This is a genomic window from Cellulomonas sp. H30R-01, assembly GCF_010119915.1.
In the GTDB taxonomy this organism is placed as follows: domain Bacteria; phylum Actinomycetota; class Actinomycetes; order Actinomycetales; family Cellulomonadaceae; genus Cellulomonas; species Cellulomonas algicola.
This window is the reverse complement of sequence record NZ_CP048210.1, coordinates 2158170-2180420: the sequence shown is the minus strand read 5'-3', so window position 1 is coordinate 2180420 and position 22251 is coordinate 2158170. Positions and strand designations below refer to the sequence as shown.

The following is a 22251-nucleotide window of genomic DNA, read 5'->3' as shown; positions in this document are numbered from 1 at the left end:
CGCATGCCGGGTCGTCGACGAAGGGAACGCGCGTTGCGCGACATCGCCGAAGACATCGCGTCGCCCGCGCCGGCGGTCCCGGGCGAGGGCGACGACGCGTCGACCCCTCGCTCCCGCTGGGCGGTGCCCGGTGCACGCTGGCTGTGGGCCGTGCTCGCGGTGCTGCTCGTCGCCGGCGGGACCTGGGTCGCGCTCGCGCAGCCGTCGGGCGCGGTGCGCGCCGACGTGACCGAGCACTTCGACCTGGCCACCCCGCAGCCACCCGTCGAGGTCGGCGAGCCGCAGACGTTCGGGCTGCGCGCGGAGGAGGACGGCCTCAGCGAGGTGCGCGCGGTCCTCGCGACCTACCGCGACACCATCAGCTGCGACCTGCGCGCCACGCTGAGCGACGGCGACCGCACGGTCGCGACCGGCACGCTCGACTGCGCCGACATCCCCGACAACGAAGCCGTCACGATCCTCGCCTTCGACCCCGTCGAGGACTCCGCGGGCCGGACGTACGACCTCACGCTCGCCGTCACGGACGACAGCGTCATCGGCCCGTCCGTGTGGGAGTCGACGACCGGCACCGACTCGCTCATCACCTACTACGACGGCGACGACCGCGTGGTCGACCGTGTCGGCCTGGTGCTCGACCGGCTCGGCGACTACGCCCCGGTGTGGGGGTCCCCGGCAGGGCTCGCGCTCGGGCTGGTGCTGGTGGCGGCCGCCGCCGTCCTCCTCGTGGCCCGCCCGCGGTGGGGGCTCGTCGCGCTCGTCGCGCTGGTCCTCGTGCGGGGCCTCGTGTGGACGACCGTGATCCCCCCGCTGCAGGGCATGGACGAGGGCGCGCACTTCGCGAACGCGCAGTACATCGCCGAGCAGGGGAAGATCCCGGTCTGGAACACGACCGAGCACCGGTACGGCGCGTACTCGGAGTCGGTCGAGGTCGCGACCGAGGCGATGCACGTCTCGTCCCACCGGCCGACCGACCGGCCCGACTACGGCGACGACGCCGTCGACGAGCTGCGGGCCGACGACGCGGCCGTGGGGACGGACTCCGACCCGACCGGCCCGGCGGCGTCCTACCCGCCGACCTACTACGGTCCCGCCGCGCTCTTCTACCTCGCGGCACCCGACGACACCGTCGCGCAGGTCCACGCCGTCCGGCTCTGGTCCACCCTGCTGGGCGTCGCGGCGATCGTCTTCGCCTGGCTGTTCGCGGGTGAGCTGCTGCCCGGACGGCGGTGGGCGCGCGCCGGGCTCGTGACGGCGGTCGCGCTCCAGCCCATGCTCGCGCACCAGTACGCCATCGTGAACAACGACGCCTGGGTCGTCGCGTGCGGGTTCGCGGCGCTGTGGCTCGGCGCGCGCCTGGTGCGCTCGGCGCGCGCTCCGTGGGTCATGCTCGCCGCCGGCGCGGCCGTCGGGCTGGCCGCGCTCGGGAAGCCGTTCGGCGCGATCGCCCTGTTCCCCGTCGCGATCGGCTGGCTGCTCGGCAAGGTGCAGCACCGGGTGCGCGACTGGCGTGTCCTCGTCGTCGAACCGCTGCTCGCGGGCGTCGGGGTGGCCTGCACCTACGGGCTGTGGCTCGTCGTCCAGCGCCTGCTCGGCATCCAGTCGGGCATCGGGTTCCCGGCCTCGCCCGAGCCCGGCCCGCGTGACCTCGTCACGTACCTCGCGACCCAGTACGACCCGGCGTTCCTCGAGTTCCGGGGCCTGTGGGTGGTGCAGCTCTGGGGCAACTTCGGGTGGGTGAACACCCCGTTGCCGCAGATCGCGTACGAGGTCCTCTGGTGGTCCTACCTCGCGCTCGCGGCGGCCGTCGTGGGGTGGCTCGTCGTCGTCCTGCGGCAGTGGCGCACGCGCACCGACGAGCAGCGGCGGCTCGACCGGCTCGTCACGCTGTGCACCGGGACCGGCATCCTGTCGCTGCTCGGCATGTACGCGATCGAGTACCTGTTCTTCGCGTCGTCGGGCCGGACCGACCTGCTCCAGGGCCGCTACCTCCTCATGGTCGTGCCCGTCCTGCTCGCGCTGCCCGTGCTGCTCGTGCAGCGCTTCGTGCCGCGTCGCCGGGCCGCGACCGTGACCGCCTGGAGCCTGGCCGCGGTGGTGCTGCTGCTGCACGTCGTCTCGATCGGCGTCGTCGTGCGCCACTACTACCTGTGACGGCGCAGCCGGCGACGTCGCTGGCCGTCGTCACCGCCTACCGGCCCGGACCGGGCCTCGCCGCGGTGGTCGCGTCGGTCGTCGACCAGGTCGACGTGGTGGTCGTCGTCGACAACACGCCGCCGGGGGACACCGACGCACGCGCGCACGTCGAGCCGTCGGAGCGCGTCGAGATCCTGCCCATGGGCTACAACTCGGGACTCGCGGCTGCGCTCAACGCGGGCGTCGCGCGTCACCCGGGCGCCGACCGGGTGCTGCTCCTGGACCAGGACTCGACCATCCCGCCCGACCTCGTCGCCCGGCTCGGTGCCCGCCTCGACGCGGACCCCACGATCGGCGTCGTGGGTCCCGCGCCCTGGGACGCGGACGCGGGCCGCTACCTCGACCCGCGGTCCGCGGCGCGCCCCGAGCTCGCGGACCTGGGCGCGATCATCACGTCCGGCATGCTCGTCCGGCGCGCGACCCTCGACGCGGTCGGCCCGTTCCGGGAGGACTTCTTCGTCGACTGCGTCGACCAGGAGTTCTGCCTGCGCGTGCGTGCGGCGCGCTGGCGGGTCTGCCAGGACCGCACCGTGCTGCTGCCGCACGGCCTGGGGGAGACCCGCTGGCACGGCTGGGGCCCGCTGCGCCTGCGCGCGACGCACCACCCCACGTGGCGCCTCTACTGGATCGGGCGCAACTCCGCGATCATGCTGCGCGAGCACGCGACGGCCGCGCCCGGGTGGTCCGTGCAGTGGCTCGCGATCGTCGCCTACTGGGGTCTGACCATCCTGCTCTTCGAGCCTCCGCGGCTCGAACGGGCGGCGACGCTGGTGCGCGGCCTCCTGCACGGCGTCGCGCGCCGTCCCGTCCCCGCGCGGTACCGGCCCGCGGGTCCGCCGAACCCCGCCTGAGCCGGCCTCGAGGCGTCCCGCCTGGCGCGCCGCACGGGCGATCCCGGCGGAGCGCGCGACGGGTCAGCCGACCGTCACCGTCCGGCAGCCCATCGCCACGTTCGAGCCGGCCGGCGTGTTGATCGCGTAGACGCACACGTTGTGAGGTCCGGGCGTCGCCGGCATGGTCGCGGTGAACCCGTGGCGGTCGCCCAGGCCGAACGCGGCCGCGATGTCGGGCCGGCTCTGGTCGGCGGTGAACGCCTGGCTGTTGCCGTCGACGTAGACGTGCACCGCGATCGGCGCCGTCGTGTCGGGGTCGAGCGCCCAGCCCTGCACCGTGACGGACGACGCCGTGGAGGTGAACGAGTCGAGGAACCCGATCGGCGCACGGTTCGCGGCGGGCACGGTCACGCTGCGGCAGCCCATCGCGACGTTGGGACCCGCCGGGGTGTTGATCGCGTAGAGGCACACGGTGTGCGGGCCGGGCGTCGCGGGCATGGTCGCGGTGAACCCGTGCTTGTCGCCCTTGCCGAAGATCGCGCCGATGTCGGTGCGGACCTGGTCGGCCGTGAACGCCTGGCTGCTGGTCCCGTCGACGTACATGTGGATCGCGACGGGGTCCGTGGTGTCCGGGTCGAGCGCCCAGCCCTGCGCCGTCACGCTGCCCGGTGCGCCCGTGACCGCGTCGATGAAACCGGTGGGGTTCGCGTTGGTGATCGTGACGGTGCGGCACCCCATCGCGACGTTCGGGCCGGACGGCGTGTTGATGGCGTACAGGCAGACGGAGTGCGTGCCCGGGCTCGCCGGCATGGTCGCGGTGAACCCGTGCCGGTCGCCCTTGCCGAAGGCCGCCGCGATGTCCGCGCGCGGAAGGTCGGCCGTGAACGCCTGGGCGTTGCCGTCGACGTACATGTGCACGGCGATCGGGTCGGTCGTGTCGGGGTCGAGCGCCCACCCCGCGACGGTCACGGTGGTCGCCGTGGTGGTGACCGAGTCGAGGAAGCCGGTCGGCTGCTGGTTGACGACCGTCACGTCGCGGCACGTCAACGGCAGGTCGCGACCGGGCGCGGGCTTGCGCGCCGTGAGGCAGACCGTGTGCCGGCCGGTCGACGCGGCGACGTGGGCCTCGAAGCCGTGCCGCGGACCGGAGCCGTAGGCGGCGTCGACGTCGGGTCGCGGCTGGTCGGCCGTGAGCACGGTCTCGACACCGTCGACCGTCACGCTCACGGGCACGCTGGTCGCGGGGGCGTCGGGGTCGTACGCCCAGCCCTTGACGTAGACGCCGGTCGCGTCGGGCGTCACGGCGTCGACGAAGCCGCGTAGCGGGTTGGGCACCGTCACGGTGCGGCAGCCGAGCAGCGTGTTGCCGGAGATCGCGTCGCTGTTGATCGCCCACACGCAGACGTCCTGCGTGCCGGGGGTGACGGGCATCGTCGCGACGAAGCCGTGCTTGTCGCCGCGGCCGAAGGGCGCGACGAGGTCGGGGCGGGACAGGTCCGCGGTGAACGCCTGCGCCGAGCCGCCCGCGTAGACGTGCACCGCGATGGGGGCGTTGGTCTCCGGGTCGATGGCCCAGCCGGTCGCCGTGACGTTCAGCCCCGCGACGGTGACCGAGTCGAGGAAGCCGAACGGCGGGCTGCCCGCCGGGTTGCCGAACCAGTCGGAGAAGTAGTTCCAGAAGTTGCGGTTCCCGTACGACGAGCAGGCGTCGCCCGTGCCGTAGCCCGCCGCGAGCGCGGCCGCGTTCGGCTGGTACGGGGTGTAGTTGTAGAGGCCCGCGGTCGCCTGGTTGCGGATGAGGACTGGCGCCGTGCCGCACGCCGCGTTCGGGTGGAAGCGCACGTTGTTCGTGAGTCCCGCCCGGTGCGAGTAGCTCCCGGGGTTGAGCTGGTAGTTCCGGAACTGCGACGCCGCGGAGTACACCTGGTTGAAGAACCCGTAGTACAGGGCGTCGCACGGGGCGGTGTCGGGGCAGCCGTAGCCCATCGCCTTCTGGTACGTCGCCGCGGGCTTGCCCGTCGTCGCGGTGACCAGGCCCTGCTCCTTCTGGAGGGTGACCAGGAGGACCTGCGGGTTGATGCCGCAGGCGGCCGCGACCTTCGCGATGATGACGGCCGCCGTCTCGCCCGGCTGGCCGGTGTACTGCGCGCACCGGTTGGTCGCGGCGCGCGTCGTCGTGCTCTCCGTGTAGCTCTTGAGGCACGTGCTGCCCGCCGCCGGCACGCACGACGCGCCCTTCTGGTCGAGGAACGCCTGGACCTGGGGCGCCGACATCGCGGCGGCGTTGTAGAAGACCGCGTCGCTGATGATGAACCCGGGGTCGAAACGGCTCAGGTCGGCCGCCGTGGCCGGGGCGGGCGTCGTGAGGACGCTCGCCGCGAGCAGGGCGGTGGCCGTGGCGAGCACGGCCACCAGGGCGCGGACGACGCGGATCACTGGGCCACCTCCACGGGCACCGGAGCGGCGGAGACCGACGCGGCCCCCGTCCTGTACGTCAGCGTCGCCGTCCACGTCCCCGTGCTCAGCTGCGCCCGCGGGATGCCGACCGTGCCGCACGACGTCGTCGTCGCGTCCGGTGTGGCGGGACCGGAGCCCGTGACCGTCACGCCGCCCTTCGTCGCGGTGACCGTGCAGGTCCCGCCCTCGAGCACGCGGTCGACGTAGCCTCCGACGACGAGCGCGCCGGCCGCCGCGTCGTAGCCCGAGAACGCGACCGTCAGGGTCGCGCCGGCCAGGGCGTCCCCCGGCGCGGGCGCGGGCTGCGGGGGCGCGGCCGTCGGCTCGGCCGGCTCACCCGGCTGGCCGGGCTCGTCCGCGGCCGGTGCGGACGGGCCGGTCGCCGACGGAGACGGCGTGGAGGTCGGCGTCGTCGAGGATGGCGACGGGCTCGACGACGCCCCGGCGCCCGCGTCCGACGGGCCGGGCGTGCAGGCGGCCAGGCCGACCCCGGTCAGCAGGGCCACGCCGACGGCGGCCGCGAGGACGCGCGAGCGGGTGCGGGGCATGACCAAGGACCTCCGGGATGGGCGCGACGACCAGTCACGCTAGCCCAGCGGTCCCGCCGTCACGAAGGACCGCGGCGTGCCCCGCGTCCGTGTCGCCGTATCTGTCCGGATCGTCGCCCGGCCTGCGCCGGGGGCCCCCTCAGCTGCCGGTCGTCAGCAGGCTGAGCAGGTACGTGCCGTAGCCCGACTTCGTCAGCGCCTCGGCGCGCTCGCGCAGCTCGTCGTCCGTGAGGAACCCGCGGCGCCAGGCGACCTCCTCGGGGCAGCCGACCTTGAGGCCCTGGCGGTGCTCGATGGTCCGCACGTAGTCGGACGCCTCGAGGAGCGAGTCGAAGGTGCCGGTGTCGAGCCAGGCGGTGCCGCGCGGGAGGACCTCGACCTGCAGGCGGCCCTGCTCGAGGTAGGCGCGGTTCACGTCCGTGATCTCGTACTCGCCGCGGGCGGACGGCTCGAGGTCGCGCGCGATGGCGACGACGTCGTTGTCGTAGAAGTAGAGGCCAGGCACCGCGTACGACGACTTGGGCTGCGCCGGCTTCTCCTCGAGGGAGAGCGCGCGCCCCTCGGCGTCGAACTCGACGACGCCGTAGGCGGTCGGGTCGGCCACGCGGTAGGCGAACACCGCGCCGCCGTCGATGTCGGAGAAGCGCTGCAGCTTCGAGCCGAGGCCGGGACCGTAGAAGATGTTGTCGCCGAGCACGAGGGCCGCGCTGTCGCCGCCCACGAAGTCGGCACCGAGCACGAACGCCTGGGCCAGCCCGTTCGGCTCGGCCTGCACGGTGTAGCTGATGGAGATGCCGAACTGCGACCCGTCGCCGAGCAGCCGCTGGAACTGCTCCGCGTCGTGGGGCGTCGTGATCACCAGCACGTCGCGGATCCCGGCGAGGATCAGTGTCGACAGCGGGTAGTAGATCATCGGCTTGTCGTAGACCGGGACGAGCTGCTTGCTGACGCCCAGCGTGATCGGGTGCAGCCGTGTGCCGGAGCCGCCGGCCAGGATGATTCCGCGCATGACGCACCAGTCTGCCCTACCCGGGGGACCGGCGTCGCCGGGCGTCCTTCCTGGTCGGAATCGGTCCCGAGCCGTCCCGCGGTGTGGGACCTTGGGCGTCTGGAGCGCACCGGACGCTCCGCCGGCACGGCGTCGTCCCGACCGGGCACGCGGATCCCGAGGAGCAGAGCAGTGTCCGTCGTCGTCGCGCCGGCCCGTCCGCCCGTGCCCTCGTCCGGCGCGGGGTCGCCGGTCCGGTCCGCCCGCCGACGCGTGCTCGCCGCGGCTGCCGCGGCTCTCGTCGCTGCCGCGGTGGTCGTGCTGCTCCGGCTCACCGGCGTGCTCGAGGGTCCGGTGGCGGTCGTCGTCGGGGCCCTGCTGGTCCTCGTCGTCCCCACGTCGCGGTCGGTCTCGCGGCGCGTCGTGCTCGCGGGCCCGGTGCTCCTCGGGTGGCTGCCGTGCCTCTGGTGGCTGCCGTGGGGTGGGGGAGTCGGCCGCGTCACCGTGATGCTCGCCGTCGGGAGCGCCGGGCTCGCGGCCCGGACGGCGGGCGCGGCGAGGCCCGCCCGGGCGCTGCGCGAGCTCCTCCCCGACCTGCGGCTCGTGGACCTGCTCCCTGCGGGCGCGGCGGGTGCGGCGGCCTTGCTCGCGCAGCCGTGGCTCACCGTCCGGGCACCGGGCGCCGCGCTCGGGATGATGTCCGCCGGCTGGGACCACTCGGCGCACTACGACATGGTCTCGATGATCCGGCACCACGGCGCCGTCGTCGGGCACCTCGCAGGACCGCCCGACGGGGGGCGCTGGGCGTACGACACCTACCCCCAGGGCTTCCACGCCGCCGCCGCCGCGCTCGTGGAGCTCGTCGACGGCCCCGTCGTCGCGACGCCCGCCGCCGAGCTCGTGACGTACGCGCACGTCCTCGGCCTGCTGTCCGTCGCCGTCGCGGCGCTCGTCGTCGCCGCGGTCTGCGCCGTGCCCGGTGCCGCGCGCCGTCCCGCCGTCGTGCTCCCGCTCGCGGCGCTCGCGGCCGCGACGCTGCTGCTCGGGCCCGGCGGCCGCGTCGTGACGGACGGGTTCCCGAACCTCCTCGTGGCCGTCGGGCTCGCGGCGTGCGTCCCGACGCTCGTGCTGTGCGCGGCGCGCGTCCACGTGCCGGTCCTGCTGGTCGCGCTCGGCGGCGCCGTCGTCGGCGTCGCGCAGTCCTGGGCGCTGCTGCTGGTGCTGTGCGCGGGTGCGCTGCCCGCGCTGGTCGTCCCCGCGCGGCGTGCCCGCTGGGCGGCGCGCCCGACCGGGTGGGTCGCGACGGGGGCGGTCGCCCTGGCGACGCTCGTCGGCGTGGGGCACGCGCTCGTGACGCTCGCGGGCACGGACCTGGACGCAGTGCTCGTGATCGACGGGGCCGGCTCGACCGTGCCGTCCGCGCACGCCCTGCCGCTCCTGCTCGGGGCCGTCGCGGTCGGGGTGGGGGTGCTGGGGGAGGCCCGGCGCACGCGGTCCGTCGGACTGCTGCGTGCGGGGCTGCTCGTGGGCGTGCCGCTCGCAGGGCTCGGCTTCGCGGCGTGGGTCGGGTGGCTCCAGATCCGCTCAGGCGGTGCGCTCACGTACTACTTCTGGAAGCAGCTCGTCGGCCTCGTCGTCGTCGCGGCGGTCGTGCTCGCCGTGGTCGTCACGGCGCGCGCGAGCCGTGGGGCCGCCCGGCCCGTCGGGGCCGCCGGCTGGACGGTGGCGCTGCTCGTCGCGGCCGGCGCGACGCAGGTGTTCGGCGCGACGCTGCCCGCGGTGCAGTCCGCGGGGTTCGGTGCGCTCGCACCCGGCGCCGCGACGCGCGGGAACCTCACCGAGGCCGGGATCGCCGCGCTGCCGTCCGCCGACGTCGTGCTGGGCGCGGCACGGGCCGCCGCGGGCGAGGACGGCCACCGCCCCGTCCTCGTCGTGCCGTACCCCGTGGAGACCGGCCTGCACCCGTTCGCGTCGGCGCAGTGGACGTCCGCGCTGACCGGGACGTGGACGGGCGCCGCGTCGGCGCTGCCCGGTCTGCTGGTCGACACCGACCCGGTCCGGGTGGCGACGGCGGCCCTCGCGTCCGACCCGACCGTGCTCGTGGTCGTCCACCCGGACGTCCTGGCCGACGTGCGCGACGCGGTGGACCGCCCGGAGCAGGTCATCGCCTGGTCTCGGTGACGATCAGCCCTGCCGCCCGGAAGACCGCGGCGGCGTCGTCGACGTCCTCGGACGGCACCCACGCGTGGTTCCAGGCCAGGGGATGGAAGCGCAGACGGTCCCCGACGACGGCCTCCCAGGGGCTGAGGCGCACGTCGACGTAGTCCGCCGCGCGCCGCTCGTCCTCGAGCCCGGCGAACGGGGCGCGCTCGAGCACCTCGACGAACAGCCACGGCCGCGCCTCGGCCAGCAGCGAGCGGCCGCCGCGCAGCGTCCGCACCTCCGCACCCTCGACGTCGACCTTGACGACGGACACCGGCGGTGAGCCGATCGAGCGCCAGTACGTGTCGAGGGTCACCGCGCGGACCTCGACGCGCTCCAGCTCGCCGCCCTTGAAGCCGGGGTCCGTCGAGGAGCTCGTCTCGACGACGCCGATCCCGGGCGGGACCCAGAGGTCGACGGTCCCGTCGACGTCCGTGACGGCCGCCTCCACCACCCGCACCCGACCGCGGGACGTGTTGAGCCGCACGTTCTCCCGCAGCATCGCCACGACCGGCGGGTACGGCTCGAACGCGTGCACCGTCGTCCCGCGCGTGCTCGCCGCGAGCAGCGAGTACACGCCCGTGTTGGCGCCCACGTCCAGGACGACGCCCGGGCGCCGCCGGACGGCCCCGAGCAGGACGTCGGGCAGCGGGCGCTCGTAGCCCCACCACCCGCCCTGCCGGAACGCCTCGACCCACTGGTCGGTCCCGCCCTGGCGGAGGGCCTTGATGCGGTGCGCGCGCCACGCGCCGGGCGGTGCGGGGAGGGTGACGGGGACGATCTCGCCGCCCGACCGGCGACGGTCGGCCCGGTCGGCGAGGGTGTGCGCCCCGAGCAGCTCGAGCGCCGCCGACACGCCGGGCCGCGCCGCCGTGGCGCCCAGGCGGCGTCGTGCCGTGCGGAGCAGCGTCGTGCTCACCCCATCGACCGTAGCGGGGATGGGCCGGTCCCGGACAGGGACGACGCGTGCGGGGTCAGGACGGCCCGGTGGCGTCCGCGCCGAGCAGGTCGGCGTCGACGCGCTCGGGGCCGACCAGGCGGTCGCGGGCCTCGGCGTCGGTCCGCAGGCGGGCGGCGAGGTCCGGGTCGGCGAGGACGAGCGACGCGTCGGTCGCGAGCACGGCGAGCGCGTCCAGGGCGACGGTGGCGTCGACCGCCTCGCGCAGGACGCGTCGGGCGTCGGGCGCGGCGGCGCGCGAGGCCGCGTGCAGCACGAGGTCCGCGTGCGTCACCAGCTCGCCGTCGGCGATCCATGCGGGGCGTGCCGGCTCCGTGCCCGGCACCCACCCGAGCGCGTCGCCGTAGGTGCTGACCGAGGACGCGGCGTCGAGCGCGCCGGGCGGGAGGTCGTCGACGCGGCGCGCGAGCGCGGGGAGCGCGACGGCGACGACGGGTGCCGAGGTGCCGGCGTGCGCGGCGGGCCGGGACGTCACGACGACGTCGGCCTCGCCGCCGCCGAGGACGACGCACGCGCCGCACCGCCACGTGGCGAGGGCCCACACGACGGTGCGCCAGTGGCCGGGGAGGTCGAGCAGGACGCGCGTGCCGGGGCCGGCGTCGAGCTCCTCGACGAGGAGGTTGGTGGTCTTGTTGACCCAGTTCTCGAGCACCGCGCCGGAGAGCTCGACACGTTCGCCGTCGGCGCTGTACCAGGTGAGTCGGGGACGACCCGGCATCCGGGTGACGAGGGCGAGAACGTCGGCGATGGTGGCTCCTGGCACGGCCTCAGAGTAGGCGCGACACGCCGTCTTCACCCGTGTGCCACAAGTTCACCCCGACATATCCGGGCAACTACCACGGCTCGGCTTGACGCCCTCGAACGACACGCGTGTAATTCCTGAGAAGAGATTCATGCGCGAGCACCACCACGCGGCGTCCTCCGGGAGCCGCTCTGCCGAGCCTTGAACGAACCGCACGAAAGACCCGCACGGAGGCACGCGATGTGGAACCTGCTCGACGACGACGACGAGACCTTCCCGAGCGACGCCCGGAAGCCCGCGGAACCCGCGTCGAACGTGCTGTCGCTCTTCGGTGCACCCGAGGACGACGGGCCGATGGGGTGGCAGGAGCGGGCGCTGTGCGCGCAGACCGACCCCGAGGCGTTCTTCCCGGAGAAGGGCGGCTCGACCCGCGAGGCGAAGCGCGTCTGCACCGGGTGCGACGTCCGCTCGGAGTGCCTGGAGTACGCGCTCGCGAACGACGAGCGGTTCGGCATCTGGGGCGGACTGTCCGAGCGTGAGCGCCGCAAGCTGAAGCGCCGGGTCGTCTGACGCGTGTCGGTCGAGGGGTTCGCGGACCCCGGACGGCAGGATGGCCCGAGCATGACCGAGACCCTCCCGCCCGTGGACGCACCCACGACCACCGCACCCCTCCCGGTGACGACGCCGGTGACGGCGGTCGTCGTGACCCGGGGCCGGACGCGTTACCTGGACGACGCGCTCGCGGCCCTCGCCGCGTCGACCCGTCGTCCGGCGCGGGTGCTGCTGGTCGACGTCGCCCCGGCCCTCGAGGTCGGCGACGCCCTGGACGACGCCTTCGCACGGCAGGCCAGCTCGCCGCGCCCCCAGCTCCGCACGGTGCACGTCCCGGGCGCACGGACCTTCGGGCACGCCGTGCGGGCCGCGCTCCTGGACCCACAGGTACGCGCCGACGGGCCGGCGTCCACCTGGCTGTGGCTCCTGCACGACGACAGCGCCCCGGCGCCCGACGCGCTCGCCGAGCTCGTGCGCGCCGTCGGGCACGCCCGCTCGGTCGCCGTCGCGGGCGTCAAGCAGCGCACGTGGACCGACCCCGAGCGCCTGCTGGAGGTCGGTCTGCGCACGTCGCCGGCCGGGCGGCGGCTCACCGACGTCGCACCGGGCGAGCTCGACCAGGGGCAGCTCGACGCGCGCGAGGACGTGCTGGGCGTGGGCCTGGTCGGTGCGCTCGTGCGGCGCGACGTGTGGGACGAGCTCGACGGGCCCGACCCGGCGCTGGGCCCGTTCGGCGACGGCGAGGACCTGTCGCGTCGCGCGCGCCTCGCGGGGCACCGCGTCGTCGTGGTGCCCGCGGCTGTCGTCCGGCACGCGCAGGCGACGTACCTCGGCCTCCGTGCGGAGGACGGTGAGCCCGTCGACCGTGACGGCGACGGCCTCGACGACGCGGGCGACCCGCACCGCTCGTACGCCGCGCGGCGCCGGGCCGCGGTGCACCGCCACCTCGCGGCGGTGCCGCTGCCCTGGCTGCCGTGCGCGGCACTCCTGTTCCTCGCCGCGGGCCTGCTCCGCTCGCTCGTGCGGCTGGGCGCCAAGCAGCCCGGTCTCGCGGTCGACGAGCTGCGCGCGCCGGTCGCGGCGCTGCTGCGTCCCGACGCGGTCGCGCGGGCGCGCGCCCGCGCCCGGCAGACGCGTCGGCTCCCGCGGCGCACGCTGCGGCCCCTGCAGGCGCGCTGGCGGGACGTGTGGGCGCTCGACCGGGACCGGCGGCTGGCGCGTGCCGAGGCCCGCCGGGTCGTGCGTGCGCCCAGCGAGCTGGAGCTGCGCGAGCTCGCGGCCCTCGCGTCGCGCCGTCGCGTGACGCTCGTGGTGCTGGTCGTCGCCCTCGCGCTGGTCACCGCCGTCGCGCTCGGCCCGCTCGTGAGCGCGGCCGCGGGCGGCGCCTCGGTGGTCGGCGGTGCGCTCGTGGCCGCCGGCACCGACCTCGGGGGCCTGTGGCGGTCCGCGACGTCGGGGTGGGTCGCCGGCGGGCTCGGTGCGCCCGGTCCCGCGGACCCGCTGCTCACGCTCCTGCTCGTGCCCAGCACGGTCGCAGCAGGGCACACGGCCGCCGCGGTGGCCGCGCTGCTGCTCGGCGGCGTGCTCCTGTCGGGCCTCGGTGCCTGGGCGGCCGCGGGGGCCGCGACGCGCTCGGTCGGTGCGCGCGCCTGGGCGGCGGTGGTCTGGGCGGCCGCCCCGATGCTGCTGCTCGCCGTCGGCGACGGCCGGCTCGGGCCGGTGCTGGCGCACGCCGCGCTCCCGTGGGTCGCGCTCGGGCTCGTGCGCGCGGTCGGCGTGCACCGTGTCGACCAGGTGCTCTCGGGTCTCGCGACCGCGCGCCGCGCCGACGACGAGGACGAGACGGACCCGGCCGACGTCGACACACCCGTGCGGGGCGTCCCGGCCGTGCCGACCGTGCCGACGCAGCGCGTCTCACCCACGACGAGCGCGGCGGTCGACGCGCGGACGGACGATGCCCCCCGCACGCCCGGCCTGGTCGGCGCGCCCGACCCGACCGGGTCCTTGACCGCGGCGGCCGCCGCGGCGCTCGCGTTCGCGGTCGTCGTCGCCGCGTCGCCGTCGCTGCTGGTCCCGGGCACGCTCGCGGTGCTCCTCGTCGCACTCGCCGCCCCGCGACGCCGCGCTCGCCTGCTGCTGGTCCCCGTGCCCGCGGTGGTCGTCGCGGGCCCGCTCCTCGTGACGGCGCTGGCGCGCGGGCTGTCGGGCTGGCGCCTCGTGCTCGCCGAGCCCGGCCTGCCGCTCGCGTCGACCGCGTCGGACCCGGTCGCCCGCCTGCTCGGCGTGCCCGCCGACGCGAGCGCGCTCGTCCCCGGTGCGCTCGGGGGCACGGTCGCGGACGTGTGGCCGTACCTGCCCGGAGGCGTCCTCGTGCTGCTCGCCGCGCTCGCGCTGCTGCGCGGCCGGCCCGTCGCCCGGGGGGTGCGCGTCGGGTGGCTCGTCGCGGCGCTCGGCCTCGCGGGCGCGACCGTGGGCACCGCGGTGGCCGTGGGCGTCGACGGCTCGACCGCGGTGCGCGGCTGGGGCGGGCCGGGCCTGTCGCTCGCGTGGGCGGGGCTGCTCGCCGCGGCGCTGCTCGGCGCGGACCGGCTGCGCGACCGCCTCGCCGCCGCGTCCTTCGGCTGGCGGCAGCCGCTCGCGGCGCTCCTGGCGACCGTCGCGGTGCTCGCGCCGGTCGCGGTGCTCGGCGGGTGGACGTGGCAGGCGCGGGACGGCGATGCCGTCGCGCTGCGCGCGCAGGAGCGTGCGGTCGTGCCGGCCGTCGGCCAGCAGGCCCAGACGTCACCGCTCGCGTCGCGCGTCCTCGCGGTCGAGGTGCGCGGCACCGGCGACGACGAGCCGCTCGCCACGTGGCAGCTCATGCGCGCCGACGGTCCGCAGCTCGACGACGTCGCCGCCGCCACGTCGACGCGCGCGCTCACCGGCGACCTCGACGCACCCCGGGTGCGCGGCGCGGACGCCGCCACGCAGGAGGTCGACGCGCTCGTCGCGCGGCTCGTCGCGGCGTCCGGGGGCGACGTCGCGGGTGAGCTCGCCGCCCTCGCCGTCGCGGACGTCCTGGTGCCCGCCCTGCCCGACGCGGCGAGGTCGGACCGAGCCGAGCGCGCGCTGCGCGACGACCTCGTGTCCCGTCTGGACTCGACGCCGGGCCTCGAACGCGTGACGCAGACCCCCGCCGGGACCCTCTGGCGTGTGCGGGCGACCGCCGACGCCGGGCAGGTCGCACCCGTCGTGGTGCCGTCGTGGGCCCGGCTCGTCCCGGCGGGCTCCGACGTGCGCGACGTCACGGTCGACGCGCTCGCCGTGGCGGCCCACGACCGCGCGGTCGACGCGCCCGTGCCGGCCGGTGCCGCGGACCGCGTCCTCGTCCTCGCGGAGCGCGCGGACCCGCGGTGGCGCGCGTGGCTCGACGGGACGCCGCTGCGTGCGGTCGACAGCGGCTGGCGCCAGGGCTTCGAGGTCCCGGCGGACGGCGGCCGTCTGGTCGTCCGGTACGACGCGCCCGACCGTGCCCCGTGGCTCGCGGCGCAGGGCGCCGTGCTGGTCGTCACGCTGCTGCTCGCGCTGCCCGTGCGACGCCGGCGGGTGACCGCATGACCGCCGCGACCGAGCCCGCCGCCGTGGTCGACCGGGGCGTCGTCTGGCGCGGACGGCTCGTGCGGGCGGGCTCCGGACTCGCGGTCGCGGGCGTCGTCGCCGCGGTGGTCGTCGCAGGTGGCGTCGTCCCGGGGACCGCCGTCGACGGCCTCGGCCCGTCGTCCGTCCCGGTGCCGCCCGCGGCGACGACCCTGGTGTGCGCCGGTCCGCTGCTGCTGCCGGACGACGTGGGTCGCGGCGACTCCGCGTTCGACCCGACGCCGGTCGACCCGGTGTCGAGCGTCTCGGTCGCGTCGTCGACCCGGGGCGCGGGCACCGTGACGACGCTGGACGGCGCGCAGACGCTCGCACGGCTCGACCCCGGCGACGAGGCGGTGACCGTCGGACAGGTCCCCGCGCCCCTCGTCGTCCGGGCCGAGCCCGGTGACACCGCACCTGCGCGCGTCGGCGCCGTGAGCAGCGGCCTCGTCACCGCGGGCGACCTGCGAGGGCTGTCAGCGGCGTCGTGCCAGCACCCGACGGCCGACGCGTGGCTCGTGGGTGGCGCGACCGACCTCACGAGCACCGCGCAGCTCGTCCTCACGAACGCCGGCAGCACGCCCGCGGAGGTGGGCCTCGAGGTGTGGGGGCCCTCGGGTGCCGTCGACCTCACGGGTGAGCGCTACCTCGTCGCGCCGGGTGCGCAGCGCGTCGTCGCCGTGGGCGGGATCGCCGCCGAGCAGCGCCGCCTGGTCGTGCACGTCGCGACGACGGGCGGCCGCGTGGCGGTGCACCTGCAGGACTCCGCGCTCGACGGGTTCACGCCCGCCGGGACCGACCTCGTGGTGCCCGGCGAGGCGCCCGCGCGGCGTCAGGTCGTGCCCGGGGTGTCGGTCGTGGCGAGCGAGGTCGGCGACGAGGACGCGGGTGCGGTGCGGCTGCTCGTGCCGGGCGACGCGACCGCGACGGCGTCGGTGTCGGTGCTCGGTCCCGACGGCCCGACCGCGCTGCCCGGCGCGGAGTCCGTCGAGCTGCGCCCCGGCGAGGTGACCGACGTCCCGCTCGGCGGGCTCGCCGCCGGCACGTACACGCTCCTGGTCGACGCCGACCAGCCGGTCGTCGCGGCCGCGGTCGTGACCCGGCCGGGCTCACCGGGCGAGCTCGACGACGTGCCCAGCCGCGAGCGCGCGTGGGCGGCGTCCTCGTCGCCCACGGACGGTGGCGTCGCGGTGCTCCCCGCCGGGACCGGGGGGACGTTCACGCTCGCGGGGCTGCCCGCGCGCGGGAGCGCGGCGGACTCGGTCGACGGCGGGGGCGAGACGACCGCGACCGTCCGGCTGCTCGGCGACGACGGCCGGGTCGTGGGGGAGCGGCGCGTCTCCGTGCCGGTGGGGGCGACGGGCGCGTGGTCGCTCGAGGCGCTCGTGCAGGGCGACGGGCTCGTCACACCGAGCACCGCGCTCACGGCACCCGCGGGTCAGCCGGTCGTGCGGGCGGTCGACGTGGTCGTGGACGACGGGGACGACGTCGCCTGGGCGCTGGTCGCCGAGGTGTCGCGCCCCGACGGTGTCCTGGTCTCGGTGCTGCGTCCCGTCCCGGCGCTCGTGCGGGCGCCCGACGTCGCGGTGCAGCCGGACCCGCGGCTCGGCACGCGCTGACGCGCACGGCGGTTCGGCGCGCGCCGACGCGCGTCGTCCGGGATCAGCGCGCGGCGGCCCGGAGCTCGGACCGCTCGCGCAGCCGCAGGCCGAACGTCACCGCGACGCGCACCGGCCACTGCCAGGCGTGCGGGTACCGGCGCGACACGTAGCGGGCCGCGCTCGCGTGGTGCGCCGAGATCATCCGGGCCGGTCGCTCGCGCCACGACGTTCCACCGACGTGTGTGACGCGTGCGCCGGGCACGTAGAGGTTGGTCCACCCGGCGCGACCGAGCCGTTCGCCCAGGTCGACGTCCTCGAAGAACATGAAGTAGTCGTCGTCGAACCCGCCGACGGCCTCGAACGCGGACCGGCGCAGCAGCAGGCACGCGCCCGAGAGCCAGCCCGCAGCCCGCTGCCCGCCCGCGTCCTCGTGCTGAGCCCGGTAGGCGCGGGTCCACGGGTTGCCCGGCCAGACGCGGACGAGCAGCGCGTGGCCGGCGCCCTGCGTCAGCGACGGCAGGGCGCGCGCGGACGGGTAGACGGTCCCGTCGACGTTGAGCAGCGCGGGGCCGAGCGCGCCGGCGTCGGGGTGCTCCTCACCGGCGGCGACCAGCACGTCGAGCGAGCCCGGCTCCCACTCGAGGTCCGAGTTGGCGACGACGAGCCAGGGCGCCTGCGCCCCCCGGGCGCCGAGGTTCGCGCCACCGCCGTAGCCGAGGTTCGCGCCCGACTCGACGACCCGGGCGCCGTGCCGGCCGGCGACCGCGCGGGACACCGTGGGGTCGTCGCCGTTGTCGACGACGACCAGCTCGTAGGGGGCGGACGTCGCGCCGGCGAGCGTGCGCGCGAAGCGCTCGAGCTCCTCGCCGGGGTGGTAGACGACGCAGACGACTCGGACGGTGGGGGCGGGGCTGCTCATCGTGCGCCCAGGTTAGTGGGCGTCACCATAGCCGGGGTCCACGTCCTCGGGGGAGCGTCCGAGCAGGTGCGCGACCTGCTCGACCACGACGTCGCGCACGAGGTCGGCGAGGTCGCCCGCGTCGGTCGCACGCGCCTCGACGGGACGGCGGTACACGACGATGCGCGCGGGAAGGCCGGAGTCGGCGGGGAAGTACCGGCCGAGCGGCACACCGCCGTGCTCCCACGGTGCCGGGTTGGACGGCGGGACGTCCTCGACCGCGAACTCGGTGCCGTCGAGCTGTCGCGTCCAGCGCCGCTCGAGCCGCTCCACGGCATCGAGCACGAGGTCGTCGAACCGCTCGGCGCGCGTGCGGTAGGCGGGCATCGTCGACGGCATCAGCGGCCCGCGCGGGCCGCGGCCCCGACGGTCGCGCCGACGCACCCCCTGGACCGGGCCGTCGCCGAGACCGGGGGTCGACCCGCGGCGCCCGAGGGGGCCCGCGTGGTGGCCCGGGGCGTGCGGGTGGCCGGAGGACGTCACGCGAGAAACCTTAGTCCGCGCGTGCGCGTGGGACCGGCGCGGGCGCGTCGCGTCGCGCCGTGCGGCGTGGGGGACGCCACGTGTCGCCGCCGGGGGGTACGGTCACCCCGTGAGATCCGTCCGGCAGTGCTCGCGCACGGCGTGCGGCCGTGCCGCCGTGGCCACGCTGACCTACGTGTACGCCGACTCCACGGCCGTCCTGGGCCCGCTGGCGCACCACGCCGAGCCGCACTCGTACGACCTGTGCGTCGAGCACGCCGAGCGGCTGACCGCCCCCCGCGGGTGGGAGGTCGTGCGGTTGACGCCCGACTTCACCCCGGCTGCCCCGAGCCGCGACGACCTGCTGGCGCTCGCCGACGCGGTGCGCGAGGCGGGTCGCGGACGGCACACCGCACCCGCCGCCGCGGCGGCGACGGCGCCCGAGCCCGTGGCGGACGCGCTCGCGGACGCCCCGCGCCGCGGGCACCTTCGGGTCCTGCGCGGAGAGGGCTGAGCCGTGCCGCGACGCAGGGGGGAGCAGTCGGGGGCGCGCGGGTCGCTGCCGCCCGAGCCGCTCGGCTCGATGAGCCAGCCGGCCGGCCCGCTCGCACCCGGCACGGAGGCGTGCCAGCAGTGCGGGTCGCCGGACCTCACCCGGATCCGCATGACCCTGTCGAGCGGGCGGCCCGCCGTGTTCGTGTCGTGCCCCGCGTGCGAGCGGACGGGGTGGTTCGCTCTGGACGGCGACGGCACGCCGCTGCCGCGCGACGAGGTCATGGGGCGCGACGGCGCCTGACCACGCGCGTCCCGGCAGGTGGCGGGCGTCGGCTCGGCCCTCCGCGCTCGGTACGATGCCCGACGTGACGACTCCTTCGCCCGACCGTGTCGACCTGTCCGCCCTCATCAAGGCCTACGACGTCCGGGGGATCGTCCCCGAGCAGCTCGACGCCGGTGTGGCGCGGGCGATCGGTGCGGCGTTCGCCGACGTCGTCGTCCTCCCCGAGGCGACCGGCAGGCCGCGGGTCGTGGTCGGCAACGACATGCGGCCGTCGGGGCCCCAGCTGGTCGGTGCGTTCGCCGAGGGCCTGACCGCACGCGGTGTGGACGTCGAGCTCATCGGGCTCGCCTCGACCGACGGGCTGTACTTCGCGTCCGGCTCGCTCGACGTCCCGGGCGCGATGTTCACGGCGAGCCACAACCCGGCGGAGTACAACGGCATCAAGCTGTGCCGTGCGGGCGCGCGTCCGGTGGGCCAGGACTCGGGCCTCTCGACGATCCGCGAGCTCGCCGGCGACTACCTCGCGTCGGGCGTCCCGCAGGTCGCCGACGACGCACGGGGCAGCGTCACCGAGCGGGAGATGCTCGCCGAGTACGCGGGCTTCCTGCGCACGCTGGTCGACCTGTCGGGCATCCGTCCGCTGAAGGTCGTCGTCGACGCCGGCAACGGCATGGGTGGCTACACCGCGCCGGCGGTCCTCGGCACGGGTGCCGGCCTGCCGGAGCTGCCGCTCGACGTCGTGCCGCTGTACTTCGAGCTCGACGGCACCTTCCCGAACCACGAGGCCAACCCCCTCGAGCCCGAGAACCTGCGGGACCTGCAGCGCGCGGTCGTCGAGCACGGCGCCGACATCGGCCTCGCGTTCGACGGCGACGCGGACCGCTGCTTCGTCGTCGACGAGCGTGGCGAGCCCGTCAGCCCGTCCGCCGTGACCGCGCTCGTCGGCCTCCGCGAGGTCGCGCGGGAGCGCGCCGCTGGCCGGACGCCGACCGTGATCCACAACCTCATCACCTCGATGGTCGTGCCGGACCTCATCACCGCGGCGGGTGCGAAGACGGTCCGCACGCGCGTCGGGCACTCGTTCATCAAGGCGGAGATGGCCCAGCACCAGGCGGTCTTCGGCGGCGAGCACAGCGCGCACTACTACTTCCGTGAGTTCTTCTTCGCCGACACCGGCATGCTCGCGGCCCTGCACGTGCTCGCGGCCCTCGGCGGGCAGCCGCACCCGCTGTCGGCGCTCGCCGACCAGTACCAGCCGTACGTCGCGAGCGGCGAGATCAACTCGCGCGTCGAGGACGTCGCCGCGGCGCGTGCCCGGGTCGTCGAGGCGTACGTGACGCAGCAGGGTGCCGGCCCGGTCGAGGTCGACGAGCTCGACGGCCTGACCGTGTCGCACTGGGACGGCCAGCCGCAGTGGTGGTTCAACCTGCGGGCGTCGAACACCGAGCCGCTGCTGCGGCTCAACGTCGAGGCCGCGGACGAGGACATCATGGAGAAGGTGCGCGACGACGTCCTCGCCCTCGTGCGCCAGGGAGAGGGAGCCTGATGAGCACCGACGCCAGCCACCCGCTCGAGCCGTGGGCGCGCGACCTGCTGCGCTGCCCCGTGTCGGGCGCGACGCTCGTGGACGCGACGGGACCCGACGGCGAGCCGCTGCTCGTCTCGACGCACCCGACGGAGCCGCTCGCGTACCCGGTGCGTGACGGCATCCCGGTGCTGCTCGCCGACGAGGCGCGCCCGGCACCCGCTCGCTGACGCGCGACCCGTCCGCGCGGCGCGCCGTCGTCGCGGGCCGGGACGGACCGGACGTCGTGGGGCAGGATGGGCACGGGCGACGCAGCCCGGCTCGGCCCGTCTCATCCTGCGAGGTGCGCATGGCGAGGTTCAGCGAGGTCCCCGGTCGGTACCAGGTGCGCGACCTCGCGCTCGCGGAGGCGGGCCGCCATCAGGTCCGTCTCGCCGAGCACGAGATGCCCGGCCTCATGGCGCTGCGCGCCGAGCTCGGGCCGTCGCAGCCGCTCGCGGGCGCCCGGATCAGCGGCTCGCTGCACATGACCGTGCAGACCGCGGTGCTCATCGAGACGCTCGTCGCGCTCGGCGCCGAGGTGCGGTGGGCGTCGTGCAACATCTTCTCGACGCAGGACGAGGCCGCCGCCGCGGTCGTCGTCGGGCCCGACGGCACCGTCGACGCGCCCGCCGGTCCCGCCGTGTTCGCGTGGAAGGGCGAGACGCTCGAGGAGTACTGGGCGTGCACGCAGCACGCGCTCCTGTGGCCCGACGGGCGCGGCCCGGACCTCATCCTCGACGACGGGGGCGACGCGACGCTGCTCGTGCACGAGGGTGCGCGGTACGAGGCGACCGGCGCGGTGCCCGACGTGCCGGCACCTGGCGACCCCGAGCACTCGCTCGAGCTGGTCGTGGTGCGCGAGCTGCTGCGCCGGTCGCTCGCCGAGGACCCGCAGCGCTGGACCCGCGTGGCCGACGGGATCGTGGGGGTCTCCGAGGAGACGACGACAGGCGTGCACCGGCTCTACCAGCGTGCCGAGGCCGGCGACCTGCGGTTCCCGGCGATCAACGTCAACGACTCCGTCACCAAGTCGAAGTTCGACAACCGCTACGGCATCCGGCACTCGCTGCCCGACGGGCTCAACCGTGCGACGGACGTGCTCATCGGCGGCAAGGTCGCGTTCGTCGTCGGCTACGGGGACGTCGGCAAGGGGGCCGCCGAGGCCTTGCGCGGGCAGGGTGCGCGCGTCGTCGTCTCGGAGGTCGACCCGATCTGCGCGCTCCAGGCCGTGATGGACGGCTACCAGGTCGCGCGGCTCGACGACGTCGTGGGCGAGGTGGACTTCGTCATCACCGCGACCGGCAACCGGTCGGTCGTCACCGTCGAGCACCTCGCGGCGCTCAAGGACAAGGCCGTGGTCGGCAACATCGGCCACTTCGACGACGAGATCGACATGGCCGGTCTCGCGGCGTACCCCGGGGTGCGGCGGACCGAGCTCAAGCCGCAGGTGCACGAGTGGACGTTCCCCGCCGACGACCGGACGGGCCGCGGCGAGCGGTCGGTCATCGTCCTGTCCGAGGGGCGGCTGCTCAACCTCGGCAACGCGACCGGCCACCCGTCGTTCGTCATGAGCACGTCGTTCGCGAACCAGGTGATCGCCCAGGTCGAGCTGTGGACGCGGCAGGGCGCGTACGACCGGCAGGTGCACCGGCTGCCCAAGGTCCTCGACGAGAAGGTCGCGCGGCTGCACCTCGACGCCCTCGGCGTGCGGCTCACGCGGCTCACGAAGGACCAGGCGGCGTACCTGGGCGTCGAGGTCGACGGCCCGTACAAGGCCGAGCACTACCGGTACTGACC

Annotated in this window: 18 protein-coding genes; 11 read left to right on the top strand and 7 right to left on the bottom strand. The window is 76.0% G+C overall.

Annotated elements, in window-relative coordinates; all coding sequences use genetic code 11:
• Positions 1-33: 33 nt before the first annotated feature.
• Together GXP71_RS09700 and GXP71_RS09695 are read left to right on the top strand one after the other, a co-directional pair.
• Complete coding sequence (locus tag GXP71_RS09700; protein WP_162352482.1) at positions 34-2151, top strand: DUF2142 domain-containing protein; 2118 nt, start codon at positions 34-36, stop codon at positions 2149-2151.
• Positions 2148-3044 carry a glycosyltransferase gene (locus GXP71_RS09695; protein WP_162352481.1) on the top strand — a complete coding sequence of 299 codons (897 nt, stop codon included), beginning with the start codon at positions 2148-2150 and terminating at the stop codon, positions 3042-3044. Before GXP71_RS09700 ends, GXP71_RS09695 begins: the two co-directional genes overlap by 4 nt.
• Before the next feature lie 63 nt (positions 3045-3107).
• Here GXP71_RS09695 and GXP71_RS09690 read toward each other — a convergent pair whose 3' ends face one another.
• The 3 genes from GXP71_RS09690 to rfbA form a co-directional block, all read right to left on the bottom strand.
• Complete coding sequence (locus tag GXP71_RS09690; protein WP_162352480.1) at positions 3108-5462, bottom strand: hypothetical protein; 2355 nt, start codon at positions 5460-5462, stop codon at positions 3108-3110.
• Entirely contained in the window at positions 5459-6031 is a 573-nt protein-coding gene (locus tag GXP71_RS09685) for a hypothetical protein (RefSeq protein ID WP_162352479.1), read from the bottom strand. The genes GXP71_RS09690 and GXP71_RS09685 overlap by 4 nt, the downstream gene beginning before the upstream one ends.
• A gap of 139 nt (positions 6032-6170) precedes the next feature.
• Positions 6171-7040: a glucose-1-phosphate thymidylyltransferase RfbA gene (rfbA, locus tag GXP71_RS09680; RefSeq protein WP_162352478.1), complete on the bottom strand. Its 870-nt coding sequence runs from the start codon at positions 7038-7040 to the stop codon at positions 6171-6173.
• 171 nt (positions 7041-7211) lie between these two features.
• Between rfbA and GXP71_RS09675 the strand changes: the two genes are divergently transcribed.
• Positions 7212-9200, top strand: coding sequence for a hypothetical protein (locus GXP71_RS09675; RefSeq protein WP_162352477.1), 1989 nt, complete (start codon positions 7212-7214; stop codon positions 9198-9200).
• Here the strand turns inward: GXP71_RS09675 and GXP71_RS09670 are convergent.
• Both GXP71_RS09670 and GXP71_RS09665 read right to left on the bottom strand, forming a co-directional pair.
• Positions 9181-10140, bottom strand: coding sequence for an FkbM family methyltransferase (locus GXP71_RS09670; RefSeq protein ID WP_162352476.1), 960 nt, complete (start codon positions 10138-10140; stop codon positions 9181-9183). The genes GXP71_RS09675 and GXP71_RS09670 overlap by 20 nt on opposite strands.
• Positions 10141-10195: 55 nt before the next feature.
• Positions 10196-10942, bottom strand: a complete 747-nt coding sequence (locus GXP71_RS09665; RefSeq protein WP_238402705.1) for a TIGR03089 family protein — start codon at positions 10940-10942, stop codon at positions 10196-10198.
• A gap of 219 nt (positions 10943-11161) precedes the next feature.
• Here GXP71_RS09665 and GXP71_RS09660 point away from each other — a divergent pair, with 219 nt between their 5' ends.
• Genes GXP71_RS09660 through GXP71_RS09650 form a run of 3 tightly spaced genes read left to right on the top strand, consistent with a single transcriptional unit; the run spans position 11162 to position 16707 of the window.
• A complete protein-coding gene (locus tag GXP71_RS09660) occupies positions 11162-11491 on the top strand; it encodes a WhiB family transcriptional regulator (protein ID WP_124343353.1) in 330 nt (109 codons plus the stop codon).
• A gap of 51 nt (positions 11492-11542) precedes the next feature.
• Positions 11543-15070, top strand: a complete 3528-nt coding sequence (locus tag GXP71_RS09655; RefSeq protein WP_162352475.1) for a glycosyltransferase — start codon at positions 11543-11545, stop codon at positions 15068-15070.
• Positions 15067-16707 carry a DUF5719 family protein gene (locus tag GXP71_RS09650; RefSeq protein ID WP_162352474.1) on the top strand — a complete coding sequence of 547 codons (1641 nt, stop codon included), beginning with the start codon at positions 15067-15069 and terminating at the stop codon, positions 16705-16707. The genes GXP71_RS09655 and GXP71_RS09650 overlap by 4 nt, the downstream gene beginning before the upstream one ends.
• A 43-nt stretch (positions 16708-16750) precedes the next feature.
• Here the strand turns inward: GXP71_RS09650 and GXP71_RS09645 are convergent, their stop codons facing one another.
• Positions 16751-17608 carry a glycosyltransferase family 2 protein gene (locus GXP71_RS09645; RefSeq protein ID WP_162352473.1) on the bottom strand — a complete coding sequence of 286 codons (858 nt, stop codon included), beginning with the start codon at positions 17606-17608 and terminating at the stop codon, positions 16751-16753.
• Between the two features lie 12 nt (positions 17609-17620).
• Positions 17621-18130 (bottom strand): metallopeptidase family protein, encoded by a 510-nt coding sequence (locus GXP71_RS09640; RefSeq protein ID WP_370521005.1) that lies wholly within the window; start codon positions 18128-18130, stop codon positions 17621-17623.
• Positions 18131-18239: 109 nt separating this feature from the next.
• On the opposite strand from GXP71_RS09640, the gene GXP71_RS09635 reads away from it, so the two are divergent.
• From GXP71_RS09635 to ahcY, 5 genes are all read left to right on the top strand, one after another.
• Positions 18240-18623 carry a DUF3499 domain-containing protein gene (locus GXP71_RS09635; RefSeq protein ID WP_162352472.1) on the top strand — a complete coding sequence of 128 codons (384 nt, stop codon included), beginning with the start codon at positions 18240-18242 and terminating at the stop codon, positions 18621-18623.
• Positions 18624-18626: 3 nt separating this feature from the next.
• The gene (locus GXP71_RS09630; protein ID WP_162352471.1) at positions 18627-18905 is read left to right on the top strand and encodes a hypothetical protein; all 279 of its coding nucleotides are present in this window, start codon (positions 18627-18629) and stop codon (positions 18903-18905) included.
• A gap of 55 nt (positions 18906-18960) precedes the next feature.
• Positions 18961-20433, top strand: coding sequence for a phosphomannomutase/phosphoglucomutase (locus GXP71_RS09625; RefSeq protein WP_162352470.1), 1473 nt, complete (start codon positions 18961-18963; stop codon positions 20431-20433).
• On the top strand, positions 20433-20642 hold the full coding sequence (locus GXP71_RS09620; protein WP_162352469.1) for a Trm112 family protein: 210 nt from the start codon (positions 20433-20435) through the stop codon (positions 20640-20642). Before GXP71_RS09625 ends, GXP71_RS09620 begins: the two co-directional genes overlap by 1 nt.
• 119 nt (positions 20643-20761) lie before the next feature.
• A complete protein-coding gene (ahcY, locus tag GXP71_RS09615; protein ID WP_162352468.1) occupies positions 20762-22249 on the top strand; it encodes an adenosylhomocysteinase in 1488 nt (495 codons plus the stop codon).
• Positions 22250-22251 lie beyond the last annotated feature (2 nt).

Bases quoted from the DNA above. Each gene is read 5' to 3' on its own strand.
- GXP71_RS09685 (WP_162352479.1), bottom strand. From the start codon at position 6,031: ATGCCCCGCACCCGCTCGCGCGTCCTCGCGGCCGCCGTCGGCGTGGCC.
- rfbA (WP_162352478.1), bottom strand. From the start codon at position 7,040: ATGCGCGGAATCATCCTGGCCGGCGGCTCCGGCACACGGCTGCACCCG.
- GXP71_RS09660 (WP_124343353.1), top strand. From the start codon at position 11,162: ATGTGGAACCTGCTCGACGACGACGACGAGACCTTCCCGAGCGACGCC.
- GXP71_RS09655 (WP_162352475.1), top strand. From the start codon at position 11,543: ATGACCGAGACCCTCCCGCCCGTGGACGCACCCACGACCACCGCACCC.
- GXP71_RS09650 (WP_162352474.1), top strand. From the start codon at position 15,067: ATGACCGCCGCGACCGAGCCCGCCGCCGTGGTCGACCGGGGCGTCGTC.
- GXP71_RS09645 (WP_162352473.1), bottom strand. From the start codon at position 17,608: ATGAGCAGCCCCGCCCCCACCGTCCGAGTCGTCTGCGTCGTCTACCAC.
- GXP71_RS09625 (WP_162352470.1), top strand. From the start codon at position 18,961: ATGCCCGACGTGACGACTCCTTCGCCCGACCGTGTCGACCTGTCCGCC.
- GXP71_RS09620 (WP_162352469.1), top strand. From the start codon at position 20,433: ATGAGCACCGACGCCAGCCACCCGCTCGAGCCGTGGGCGCGCGACCTG.
- ahcY (WP_162352468.1), top strand. From the start codon at position 20,762: ATGGCGAGGTTCAGCGAGGTCCCCGGTCGGTACCAGGTGCGCGACCTC.